Raw genomic sequence first — 11,332 nt, forward strand, 5'->3', positions numbered from 1 at the left:
GATCAGAACCTCGCGTTGAGATCGAGCTGGACGATGTCGACTTTGTACGGCAGGCCGGCGATGTTGTTCGCGCTCATCCAGCGCACCGAGCCCCAGATGTTCTCGCCGAGGCCGACATTACCGCCGATGAAATAGCCCTTGAGATTGGTGCCACCGAGGCCGAAGTCGGAATCGACGAACGCGTCAACCATCGCGTCGGACTCGAGGTACTTGTAGCCGACATGCGCGTTCCAGTCCCAGAGATGCTTGATCTCCTTGTTGCCGACGGTCATGCGCGCGAGCCAACCCTGATTGCCGCCGTTGTACACGCTCGCGCTGCCGTCTGTCGTTGAGCCCTTATTGTTCACGGCGACGGAGGCGACTGCTGCGCGATCGAAGGCGGTGTTCCAGATGTATTCCGCATCGAGGATGACGTGGATCGGATTGAACTGAGCGAAATCGAGCTGAGCGCTCGCAACGATCGGCCGGAAGTCGCTCGCAAGGCCATAATACTGATAGTTCAGCGTCCCCGTGTCCTTGGCGTTAAGCGGCAGGATGACGGGGATATTGCGCAACTGCATATAGGTATTGCCCTTCTGCGCGAAGGGCGGCCGAAGCAAGTCGGTATCGCACGCATCGCTCGCGGCATAAACGATGCACGGGCTCGACAGGCGTCCGCGAACGTTGGTGAAATCATAATAGGCGACCGCCAGCGTCAGGTTGGTTTCGGGATCGAATGTCGCACCGAGCCCGCCCTGGGCACCGAACAGCCATTTGTCACGGCTGGCCGATTTGATAGGACCGGAAAGGTCTATCGTATTAAGTCCCGCGTTCAGATCGGTGTTGAACACCGGAAACGCGCCACCAACGAAGAACGGCGTGAAGCCCTCCGCCACCTCCTGTTTGGCCTGAATTGCAAAGCCGTCGAAGCCGATATCCTTGTACCAGACGAGATCGGTTGGCGACCAGAATGGGTTGTCGAAGCGGCCGACGGAAGCGACGAAGTCTTGCATCGGCTGATACTTGATGAAGGCGCGATCGAGCCAGACTGCGTACTTCGAGAAGTTACCGCCGTTTCCACCGAACGTTTGATTTGTCGAAACAGGTGAACTGCTCTCGCCGGTCGCGATCCTCAAGCCTGCGCTGAACCCGTCGAACAAGTCGACGTCGGCTCCCAATCGAGCGCGGAAGCGGAAGCGGTTGCGGTCCTGGGTGGTGTTATAGCTCGGTGGAAAGTAGGGATTGAGCGGCGCGTTGGTGTTCTCCTCGAGGAACGGGTTGCCGGTATTGATGGCGTTGTAGTTCTGAAGCGGACCGCTCCCGGCCGGGAAATAATCTCCCTCGTACCGCGCGCGGATGTCGCCGTAGAACCGGATCCGCTGCGCCCATTCGGGGTATTTCCCGGGCGACGCCCAGTTCTCCTTGTGAGCGCGGTCCATCACCTCGGCCCTGATCTCCTCGCGCAGCTGCTTCTTGACGATCTCGGGCACGTAGGTGACGCGCTTGGTGCCGGGCGGCGACGTCGCATCGGCGGCGCTGGTCGCCTTCTTCTCCGCGCCTTCCGCCTTGGCCGCGGCATCGCGCGTCGCCTGGCGGGCGACATAGGCTTCGTCGTCGGCCTGCTTGACCAGGACTGCGGCCTGTTCCTCGCTCAGCGTTCCCTGCTTCACGAGCAGATTGATCAGGTTGACCGTCGCGTTCGATGAAGGCGGCGCGTCGCGCGAGACGGTCGGACGCTTGCCCTGCGGCATCCCGTCGTCCTGCGCCGCGGCGGGGACTGCGAACGCAAGCAGCACCGCTGCCGTTGCTGCCAGTTCTCGCGTCTTCATTTCACGCCACATGACATCACCTCTTCTGCTCTCAACTCACTCACAGTCACTCGTCTCACCGCACTCACCCCCGGTTCTGGCCCGTGAGGCGGATGATCATCGGCATCGGCATGTCCTTCGGCGGCGGCTCGCGTGCGCGCAGGCCGCCGACCACCTGGTCCCGGATGGCCACGTCGAGCGCATTGTCGCCCGTCGAAGGCGACAACTGCACGCGACTGACCCGGCCGGAATTGTCGAGCCACACCCTGGCGACGGTGCGGAACGCGGCGTCGCGAGATTTTTCATTCGCCTGGAGTCCCGCGTCGATCTGCGATTGCAGCATGCTCGCGTACCAGCCGAAGCGGCTGTTGCCGCCGCCTCCGCCGCCCCCGCGTCCCTTGCCCTGTGCAAAGCCGCCGCTGCCCGGCCCGGTGCCGAGACCGAGATCCGGCGGGCCCGGCGTCGGATCCGGTCCGGCATCGGGCGGCGCGTCCTTTGGAATGTCGACCGGCTTCTCCTCGGCGACATCCTTGACCGGCGTCTGCTCCATCACCTTTTGCTCGGGCTGCTGTTCCGGCTGCTGCTCGGGCGGGGGCGGCGGTGGTGGCGGAGGCGGCGGCGGCGGAAGCACCATCGTCACCTGAAGCTCGTTCACCTTGCGCGGCGGATCCTTGTCGCCACTCATGACCATGATGACGACGCCGGCCACCAACGCGATCACGACCAGCGCCGAACCGCCGAGCAGCAGATAGCGCCGCCATGCCGGCGGGCCGTCGTCGTCGTTGCTGTCGTCGTCCCACGCCATCGTCCAGTCTCATCGCGCCGACGGCTTGGTCGCCATGCCGACCTGGGTGAAGTTGAGGCGGCCGAGCAGATCGAGCACGTCGACGACGTTCTGGTACTGGGTCTGGCTGTCGCCGCGCACGACGATCGGGAATTCGGGCGTCAGCGCACGCTGCTGCACCAGTCGCTGCTCGAGCTCGGGCAGCGTCACGGGAATGGTGTCGAGGAACAGCTTGCCGTCGTTGGCGACCGTGATCGCCTTGGTGGTCTGCTGTGCGAGGCTCGGCGCCGCGCTCGCCTTCGGCAGGTTCACCTTCATGCCCTGCACGGTCGCCGTGGTCATGATGATGAAGATCACCAGAAGCACGTAGGCGAGATCGAGCATCGGCGTGATGTTGATGTCGTCGTACGGTTTGCTTTCGGACTGGACTTGCATGGGTTCACTCCGCCGCCTGCTTCACCGGCTCTTCCGGCAATTCGTAGGACTCAGCGATCCGCGTGATGAACTCATCGACGAAGACCTGCATCTCGCTGCTGACATCCTTGATGCGGATGGTCAGGTAGTTGTAGGCAAACAGCGAGGGGATCGCGACGCCGAGGCCTGCGACGGTGGCGACCAGCGCGGCCGCGATACCCGGTGCAATCGCATTGACGTTGACGTCGCCGCTGGCTGCGATCGCCGCGAAAGTGATCATGACGCCGACCACTGTGCCGAGCAGGCCGAGGAACGGGCCGCCCGAGATCGCGATCGTCAACATCACCATCAGGCGATTGAGGCGCTGGCTCTCCCGCACGAAGCCGCTGTCGAGCACGGCGCGGATCGACTGGATTGCCTGCGGCGACAGCCGGCGGTAACCGCCGCCCGCAAAGCGGCGCCGGATCTCCTGCGCACCGGCCGCGAACAGGCGGTAGAGCGGCGCGGCATGGACCACCTTGCGCTGCTTCTTGCCGAGCTCGCCCCCGAAGCCGGGATCATTCTCCTGGCTGTCGAGCTGGAGCAGCCCGCCGATGTCGGTCGAGGTCTCGCGAAAATGCTTGAGGAAGATCGTGTTGCCGGCCGAGACGCGGTTCAGATACGAGATGCGATCGACCATGACGTACCAGCTGATCAACGCCATGATCCCGAGCAGGCCGATGACGACCCAGCCATCGAGCGTCACCGAGCGCAGGATCACGCCGAAATAGCCGCCGCTGAACCAGCCCGCATTCTCCTCGTCGACGCTGAACGAGATCAGCTTGGCCTGGTCGGGCCCCTGCCCGACCGCCGAGAGCTTGATGAAACCGGCCGAGCGCGCGACCTTCGCGATCGCAAGCTCGTCGACGTCACCGGCAAAGCCGGCGGCAGAGCCAGAAGGCGCGGCCGCGGGCGCCGTCGCCTGGGCCGCGTCAGCCGCGGGCGCGGCTGCATCCGCGGCGGGAGCTGCCGCGGCAGCGGCGCGACCGAGTTGCGACACGCCGGTCATGGTGGGCAGGGCCGCAGCAAGCGTCGCGACCTGGCTGCCGTCGACGTAAAGGATGATCTGGGCGCCCTTCGCCGTGAATGCGACCTGGTGCCAGGTCCCGGCCGCGATCGCCGCCCCGCCGGCGGCACGCTGCGTATTGCCGCCGCTCGTGACCTCCACGAACGCCACACCGTTGTCCAGCCCAACCGTCAGCCCGTTCGCGCCCTCGCTACGAGAGAACAACACTGCGCCCGGCTGCACCGCAGTCATCTTGATCCAAAGCGACCAGCTCAGTTCGCCGCCTTCCGCGGTCACGAGCGAGGGCGAGCCGGGAAGCGTAAGCGCAGTCTGCCCGTCGAGGCGCGCGCCCTGCCCGATGATGGCGCCGTCAGCAGCCGGGACCGCGTTCTGGGCGGTGTTCGCCCAGGCGGTGATGTCCTGCGCCGGCGTCGAGCGATCGTTGAAATGATAGACCAGCAGGGTGTCGGGATCGTAGGTGCCCTTCGCGTCGACCGCGGTCGGCGCCTTCTGGTTTCCGTAGTAGAGCCAGATGTCGTTCTTGGTCCCCGGCTTCAGGTCGGGAACGCCGACCCAGACCAGCGCTTCGCCGAGCAGCGAGTCGTATTTCTCGACATGGTGCTTGAGCGGCGTCTTGTCGTCGCCGGCAACGAAGCGAAGGTCGCCGCCGTCCTCCTTCGCCCCACCGAAGCGAAAATTGCCGACATGCAGACGCACGAGAATCGGCGTGGTGCCGATGGCATCGCTGATCCCTGCGCCGGACGGACCGGTGTCGATCGTGATCTTCTTGCGCAGCGTCCACTGATCGTTCCACCACGCCGCCGCGGGCGACGGCCACAGCGCGGCGAGGAAGACGAAGGCGAGCATCACCGGCGCGCTCAGGCGAAGTCCGGGGCGTGATCCAAAGCGAAGGAGCGACATCTAGAATTCTCCCCAGACCCGAAAGCTGAACCGTGGATGATTGGCGACGGTGACCTGCTGGCTGGTCAGCGGCATACCGACGAAAACAATGCTGTTGAGGTAGCGAAGGGTTTTCATACGCATGCCGACTCCGTAGCTTGCGAGGTCGAAATGCGATTCCTGATCGATGAGCGGCTTGTGGATTCTGGTATTGCCGCCGTCAGCGAAAGCGAAGAAACGAACATCGTCGAAGGCGTTGTACTTGATGGATTCGCCGAGCGGATTGGGCAGCTTCTGCTCGAGATATTGTGCGAGATTGGGCGTGCGCAGCTCCAGCGTCCCGGCGACGCCGTAATCGCCGATCACCTCGGATTCGAGATAACCGCGCACCGTGTCCTGTCCGCCGAGGCTGAATTGCTCGCTGGACACGAGCGGCTGATCCGCCGCCTGTCCCTGCAGTTTTGCGTAGAGCTGGAACCCGCCGGCGAAATCCTGAGTGTGCGAGATGTCGGCATGCAGCGTGATAAAGCTCGCGGTCGCGTCGAAACGCTTGGCGTCGAACTCGTCGCGGCTGGAGCCGATGCCGCGCAAGCCTGCCGTGATCGTTGCGTTGAGCTGCGTGAGCCGCCCCTCGCCCTGCCAGGTTGCACCATAGGTGCCGACGAGCGGCACATAGGTCACGGGCGAGTCGAAGGCATCGGAGCCGAGCTTGAGCGACTGCTTGAAATCCTTGTAGTCGACCCCGAGGGACAGCGTGTGGAACAGTTCGCCCCTGGACGGCAGCGTCAGCACCGCACGTCCACCGACCACCTGACCGGGGCCGACAACGTTCGAGCCGCCGACGGTCGCGACCGAGCTGTCCGAGGTCAGGCCGTAGACCAGGACGCTGAGCCAGTCGATTTCGGTTCGCGCCAGGTACGACCCCGACACGACCATGGCGTCCTTCGGGTTCATCGGCGAGACCTGGTATGTCCAGGTCATGGAGTGACCCAGCTGCCAGAGATTGTCGTAGCGCATCGAGATGCTGGTGCGCAGCGGTGTGGTGCTCGGGCTCTGCTTGTTGTTCAGCTCGATGCTGCCGTGGAGCGGAAGCGTGTCCTCGATGTTGAGATCGACGTCGACGGTGCCGGGCGCGACGCCAGCTCGCAGCGCCGGCGTGACGCGCCGGTCCGGCCAGCGGTTCAGCGCGACGATGTCCTTCGTGACGTCCTGAAAATTCGGCAGCGTTCCTTCCTTCAGTGATGGCGCGCTGCTCTTGACGTTGTCGAGGTCGAAATAACGCGAGCCCTTGACGCGGAGGCGTCCGACCCGGTTCTCGGTAACCTTGAGCACGACGAAGCCGCGCTGCGCATCCTGCTGCGGCACGGCCACGCTGACGGTCTGAAGGCCCTTGTCGTGATAGGCCTTCTCCACCGCGGCGCGGGCCTTCTCGACATCCTGCGAGCTCTTGTCCGGACCGAGGAAGGGATAGACCGCAGCCTCGATCTCGATCTGCGGCAGATTGTCCGCGCCCTCGACACGATACTCGTCGATATCGAAACGGGTTTCCGGTGCTGCCGGCTTGGCCGCCTCCGCCTCACTCTTGGCCGGCTTGGCGTTTGCGGGCGCAGCAGCAGCAGGCTTCGCCGCAGCCGGCTTGCTCGCGTCGGCCTCGGATTTCGCCGCGGCCGGCTTCGTGCAGATCGCGCAGATGATCAGGCCGCAGATGGCGAGACGCGAGGCACATGCCGCATCAGACCGACCACTCCGCACAGCGCGCAGCGGCGGCGGCGCATGACGGCGCGCGCCATTATGATACAGACGACGCGAATTCACCTCAGCCTCGATATCATGCTCGCATTGCAGACGCCCTTCGGCGACCGCAGCGTCCTTCGGACAGCCCGAAACCGACCGAGACGCCGGTCTGCGAGGGCCTTATCCGATAGACGTTGCGCGCGCAGGCGCAGCGAAAACTTTTTTACGATGCTCGCGACACCGCTCGATCGTTCGTGTGATGATTTCACGCAACATAACGCCACTATCACTCGATGCCTGTTACTCGATAACAATTCGTCACATTACCGTTGTGCGGCCTTACTACCGTCCGGCCACAAATTGGGGACTGAGTGAAGTGGGGCGTAGCATGACCATCGACAGCATCAGCAGCTTGCGGACGCTTCTGCTCGCAGAGTATGTCGACTTCGATCGCAGGTTGACGCGCCGACTGGGCTCCTCGGACCTTGCTTCGGAAGCGCTCAACGAAACCTACCTTCGTCTCGAAGGCATGCGCGAGCTTGGGCCGGTGCGCAGCCCGAAGGCTTATTTATTCCGCATCGCGCTCAATATCGCTGCGGACCGCCGCCGCGCCGAGAAGCGCCGCCTCACCGTCGACGAGGTCGATGCCCTGCTCGAAATTCCCGACGACCGGCCCGACGCCGCGCGCGTGATCGAGGATCGCTCCGAGGTCAATCTGCTCAGGCACGCAATCGCCGAGCTTCCCGAGCGCCGCCGACGCGTGCTGATGCTCTCGCGCATCGACGGCATGCCGAACCGAGAGATCGCGGCCCTTCTCGGCGTCACCGTCCGCACTGTCGAGACCGACCTCAAGCAGGCAGTCGAGCATTGCGCTGATCGTCTCAAACGTCCCGTGCGGACCAAATTCGGTTTTCAGCGTCCAGCTTCGTCTTACGTACATAGATATGCCGATCGCGAGCATCCGCTCACGCCCGGCGTGTGCGGGAAAGCGCTGGATCGTGACGAAGCGAAGCCATCAGGTCGATCACTTGGATCCCTTAATCCGTGAAGCCCTTTCATGGATCATGCGCCTCAAGTCGGGCGAGGCGACGCTTGCAGATGCCGAACAGCTTATGGACTGGCGCGGGCGAAGTTCCGCCCATGAAAATGCTTTCCGCGATGCGGTAAAGTGCTGGCGCGCCATCGGCCAGGCGCTTGCAACCGGCCGTCCCGCGCCGGCAAGCCGGCGGCGGCGCGCATCGAAGGGCAAAGCGCGCACCTAATGCCTCAGGCCTGACCTGCGAGCCGCAGGTTCCTGCTCCTGCAGCCTGTCAATGCAAATCAGACGGCGTCTTGCGGTCGGCTACGCTGCGCAGGCGCGTGTTCAGAGCAGCGAAATTGATCGTGCTCCCGCCCGTCAGGACGCGACCACGTGCGGGCGCGCTGCTTGCCGAAGTCCGTCCGAACGTCGGTGGTGGAACGGAGCCGGTGACGGCGACGCCGTTGGCGGCCAGATGCGCGCGGACGCGTGTGCAATACTCGACCGACAGATACGAGAATCGCGTCTCGCCATGGCCAGCGCGATATTTCATCGTAGCGGTGCAGAGATCGCCGTTGGCCCGGCGCCAGGCACCGGCGAGATAGCGGACGCCGTAATGCACGTTGACCTCGGGCGAAGCCAGCTCAGCCGGCGTCCCGGTAAAACCCATCATCCGTGCAGTCGGCAGCATCACCTGCATCAACCCGACTTCGCCGTCCATGCCGACCACGGCGGGATTGTATCGGCTCTCGACCGCCATCACCGCATCGACCAGCGCGGGCGGCAGGCCGAAAGCCAGCGCTTCGCGCTCGACCAGTTGCCGGTACTCGGCACGGCCGGCGCGCCAGTCGCGGCCGAACATGGCGCTCGTGCGGTACGTGAAATTGGCAAGCAGCGGATTTGCGGGAGGAAAATCGGCGGCGGTAAGCGGGCGCGGCGCAAACGGCTCGAGCGCCAAAGGCTCCACTGCGCCATCATCCGCATCGTCCACGGAAGCCGCGACGCGGCCGATTTCGGCCTTGCTGCGCTCGTCGTGCTCCTGGGCGCGCCCCTCGCCGCTCGCGACGATCAGCAGGCACAGCGTCGCGACCCGCCACGACCGGCGTATGCTTCGACTGGCTTGCAGGTGTGAAGTGGATCTAGGCATCAGCGGTGCGGCGGCACGATGGTGGGAGCGGATGGCCGAAAGGGAACGGCCGAACGACCGTAATTTGAGCCATATTGCTGGCGAACGGCCGCCTCGTTCGGGTTGCCGACACGGACATCGGACGAGCGCGCGTCGACCGGTGGCAGGTTGAGCGAAGGATTGACCTTGTTGACCTCGCGCTTGAGCTGCTGATTGATGCAACCGAACGCGCTCTCGTTTCCGATCTGCACATCGACGCAGCGCTCGTATGTGGGCTTCGTCCCCTGCCCGCCGATGATTGTGCCCTGCCGCTCTACCGGTGGATTGCCCTGATTGGCGGATTGCGCCCCCGCACCTCCCGCCGCCGCGAGCGCGACGAGACCGGCCGCGAGAGCGCGGCCCCCCGTACGCGCGGACCAATGCAAAGCTCGGCTCATAGCCCTGTTCCTCCACCAGCCGGCAGGTTCGTTGGCCGGGCCGCGGGCGAGCATTAACATAATTTGATATCGTCGGATCGGATCCTGCACGATGAATAACATTTGCGGACCCGCCGTCAAGATGCCTCCTCCGCCTCCATCATCAGAATGCCCGGCCCGGCTTCACTGCAGGACGGTGGTCGTCGAGGATGTCGGCCCCGGGAAGCGGATGTTGTTGACGAGGCTCACTCCGCTCTCTGCGGTCACGAGCGCCGTGTTGATGAAGGTCAGAACCTTCGTGACATCCACTTGCGCCGCGTTGGCGGCGTAGAGCACGTCGAACGGACGCATCGATAGCTTGGTGGCGATGAAATATCCGGCCGGATCCTGGAAGTTGACGTTGAAGACGATCGGCACGGAATCGCCGTCGAACCTGGAGCAGTCGACGCCGAGGCGCTGCGCCACCTCGCGCGGCTCGCGGCGATACAGGAAGACCGATGCCGGATCGGCCTGGAGGTCGAGCAGGCCGCGCGCCTTCGCGACCGCTTGCGTCAGGTTGATCCGCCAGGCATCGAAATTGAACTCGCCCTGCTGGCCGGTGGCGCCGAACGCGATGAATTTCATCGGCTCACGGTAGAGATAAAGGCGGTCTCCAGGCTGCACGAAGGCGTTGCTAGCCGGGAAATAGACCAGATTGCCGAACGGCACCGTGGCGCGCTTTCCGCCGCGCTCCAGCACGACCCACGTCTCCCAGCCGGCGCCGCTGATGCCGCCCGCCCGCGTGATCGCGTCGGTGATGCGGTCCTGCGCGCCAGCCGACGGCATGGGGAAACGCACCGGCGTCCTGACCTCGCCGAACACGCTGACGAGCGAGGAGCGCTGCTGGCTGGATGTCACCACGACCTGCGGGTCGATCGCGCGTTTCTTGATCTGCGCAAGAATGTCTTCCTGAACCTGCACATTGGTGCGGCCCGCGGCGCGGATCCGGCCGGCATAGGGCACCGTGATGTTCCCGTCGTTGTCGACGGCCTGATCGGGCAGATTCACGAAATTACCCGGGCGCACGCCGGCTTCCAGCGGCACATAGAGCCCGCCCGCCGCGGCCTCGAAGATCGTGACGCTGATGACGTCGCCTATGCCGAACTTGATGCTCGAGGGCGGACGCGTGTCCGCAAGATTTCCGGATAGTCCGTTTGGCTCGTATTTCTCGAGCACCTGCAGGACCTCGGGATTGAGCTTGACCACGGCAAAGGGCAGCACCGTCGTGTTCTCGTTCCTGATGTCGAGGCTTGCCGGTCCTGACATCGGAATGAACCCACAGCCGCCGAGCACGGCCGACGAGATCAGGCAGCATGCGATCAACAAGAACTTCGAAAATCGCATGACCGTTCGTTTCACACCAAGCTGACGCACACCTGGACCGGCTTGCGGGACGCCTCGCGGCGGAGCATGCCTCCCGCGCCGCGGGCGCAGGTGATGTGCGGTTCCTGCTGAGTAGACGCTCGGCGCAACGCATCTGCGAAAACGAGCACGGCATCCGACGAGACTTCAGGGACAAATCCCGCGGACGCCGCCGCGCGTTTCGCGCGCGGCCGATGAACCCGACGGAATCGGTCAACCGAACGTTTCAACGCCCCGCAACTGTCGCTCGGGTGCATCGATTGCTCAAATCGGCGAAGACGCGGCGCCCGGCGGCCGAAAAGCCCCGGATCACATCAGTTCGAGGACAACAGCTCGCGCAGGCGCGCGAGCTCGATCTGGGTTTCGGAGACCATACGCATCAACAATGCATTCTCGTGCTCGAGATCTCTGATGCGGCGAAGCCGGCCGTCCTCGTCCTGTTTCAGACCAAGATCGTAGACGTTGGCCTTCAATCTAGGCAGCGCGGACTCGGAGCAGACCGGTTCGGTCGGATTCGTCGCGCGCATTTCAACCCCCAAAAACAAAATTACAGACAGGCCGTCTCCAAAATGGGACGGACAGCAGCCCACTGCCCGTCTCCCAGAAGCCTGTTGCCGACCTTGTAGGTCTGTTTCTTATCGTTGCTGTGACCAATCCTAAACAAGAAGTCAGATTTCTGAACGAAAAGCGTTCATTCGGTGGCGGGT

Annotated in this window: 11 protein-coding genes; 2 read left to right on the forward strand and 9 right to left on the reverse strand. The window is 64.1% G+C overall.

Annotated features, from left to right (window positions below):
- Positions 1-2 precede the first annotated feature (2 nt).
- From AB7290_RS30480 to AB7290_RS30500, 5 genes are read right to left on the reverse strand one after another with little or no spacing between them, the layout of a single operon-like run.
- Positions 3-1,820 carry a putative porin gene (locus AB7290_RS30480; protein ID WP_085402779.1) on the reverse strand — a complete coding sequence of 606 codons (1,818 nt, stop codon included), beginning with the start codon at positions 1,818-1,820 and terminating at the stop codon, positions 3-5.
- Between the two features lie 52 nt (positions 1,821-1,872).
- Complete coding sequence (locus AB7290_RS30485; RefSeq protein ID WP_247308523.1) at positions 1,873-2,592, reverse strand: TonB C-terminal domain-containing protein; 720 nt, start codon at positions 2,590-2,592, stop codon at positions 1,873-1,875.
- 9 nt (positions 2,593-2,601) lie between these two features.
- Positions 2,602-3,006, reverse strand: coding sequence for an ExbD/TolR family protein (locus tag AB7290_RS30490; RefSeq protein WP_027534659.1), 405 nt, complete (start codon positions 3,004-3,006; stop codon positions 2,602-2,604).
- 4 nt (positions 3,007-3,010) lie between these two features.
- The gene (locus AB7290_RS30495) at positions 3,011-4,951 is read right to left on the reverse strand and encodes a DUF2341 domain-containing protein (protein WP_085402777.1); all 1,941 of its coding nucleotides are present in this window, start codon (positions 4,949-4,951) and stop codon (positions 3,011-3,013) included.
- The gene (locus tag AB7290_RS30500) at positions 4,952-6,745 is read right to left on the reverse strand and encodes a ShlB/FhaC/HecB family hemolysin secretion/activation protein (RefSeq protein ID WP_245344179.1); all 1,794 of its coding nucleotides are present in this window, start codon (positions 6,743-6,745) and stop codon (positions 4,952-4,954) included.
- Between the two features lie 178 nt (positions 6,746-6,923).
- Between AB7290_RS30500 and AB7290_RS30505 the strand changes: the two genes are divergently transcribed.
- Complete coding sequence (locus tag AB7290_RS30505) at positions 6,924-7,712, forward strand: RNA polymerase sigma factor (RefSeq protein ID WP_434057409.1); 789 nt, start codon at positions 6,924-6,926, stop codon at positions 7,710-7,712.
- Positions 7,693-7,926 (forward strand): FecR/PupR family sigma factor regulator, encoded by a 234-nt coding sequence (locus AB7290_RS30510; protein ID WP_354114731.1) that lies wholly within the window; start codon positions 7,693-7,695, stop codon positions 7,924-7,926. Before AB7290_RS30505 ends, AB7290_RS30510 begins: the two co-directional genes overlap by 20 nt.
- Positions 7,927-7,974: 48 nt before the next feature.
- On the opposite strand, the gene AB7290_RS30515 is transcribed toward AB7290_RS30510, so the two are convergent.
- The 4 genes from AB7290_RS30515 to AB7290_RS30530 form a co-directional block, all read right to left on the reverse strand.
- Positions 7,975-8,829: a lytic transglycosylase domain-containing protein gene (locus AB7290_RS30515; RefSeq protein ID WP_085402774.1), complete on the reverse strand. Its 855-nt coding sequence runs from the start codon at positions 8,827-8,829 to the stop codon at positions 7,975-7,977.
- Complete coding sequence (locus tag AB7290_RS30520) at positions 8,829-9,347, reverse strand: hypothetical protein (protein ID WP_354114732.1); 519 nt, start codon at positions 9,345-9,347, stop codon at positions 8,829-8,831. The genes AB7290_RS30515 and AB7290_RS30520 overlap by 1 nt, the downstream gene beginning before the upstream one ends.
- Positions 9,348-9,407: 60 nt before the next feature.
- Positions 9,408-10,607, reverse strand: coding sequence for a polysaccharide biosynthesis/export family protein (locus tag AB7290_RS30525; protein WP_223153637.1), 1,200 nt, complete (start codon positions 10,605-10,607; stop codon positions 9,408-9,410).
- A 332-nt stretch (positions 10,608-10,939) separates the two neighbouring features.
- Entirely contained in the window at positions 10,940-11,152 is a 213-nt protein-coding gene (locus AB7290_RS30530; protein ID WP_071915580.1) for a hypothetical protein, read from the reverse strand.
- Between the last annotated feature and the right edge of the window lie 180 nt (positions 11,153-11,332).

It is taken from the genome of Bradyrhizobium sp. 613_E4_N2_2 (assembly GCF_052075995.1).
GTDB lineage: Bacteria > Pseudomonadota > Alphaproteobacteria > Rhizobiales > Xanthobacteraceae > Bradyrhizobium > Bradyrhizobium barranii.

Bases quoted from the DNA above. Each gene is read 5' to 3' on its own strand.
- AB7290_RS30480 (WP_085402779.1), bottom strand. From the start codon at position 1,820: ATGTGGCGTGAAATGAAGACGCGAGAACTGGCAGCAACGGCAGCGGTG.
- AB7290_RS30485 (WP_247308523.1), bottom strand. From the start codon at position 2,592: ATGGCGTGGGACGACGACAGCAACGACGACGACGGCCCGCCGGCATGG.
- AB7290_RS30490 (WP_027534659.1), bottom strand. From the start codon at position 3,006: ATGCAAGTCCAGTCCGAAAGCAAACCGTACGACGACATCAACATCACG.
- AB7290_RS30495 (WP_085402777.1), bottom strand. From the start codon at position 4,951: ATGTCGCTCCTTCGCTTTGGATCACGCCCCGGACTTCGCCTGAGCGCG.
- AB7290_RS30505 (WP_434057409.1), top strand. From the start codon at position 6,924: ATGATTTCACGCAACATAACGCCACTATCACTCGATGCCTGTTACTCG.
- AB7290_RS30515 (WP_085402774.1), bottom strand. From the start codon at position 8,829: ATGCCTAGATCCACTTCACACCTGCAAGCCAGTCGAAGCATACGCCGG.
- AB7290_RS30520 (WP_354114732.1), bottom strand. From the start codon at position 9,347: ATGTTATTCATCGTGCAGGATCCGATCCGACGATATCAAATTATGTTA.
- AB7290_RS30525 (WP_223153637.1), bottom strand. From the start codon at position 10,607: ATGCGATTTTCGAAGTTCTTGTTGATCGCATGCTGCCTGATCTCGTCG.
- AB7290_RS30530 (WP_071915580.1), bottom strand. From the start codon at position 11,152: ATGCGCGCGACGAATCCGACCGAACCGGTCTGCTCCGAGTCCGCGCTG.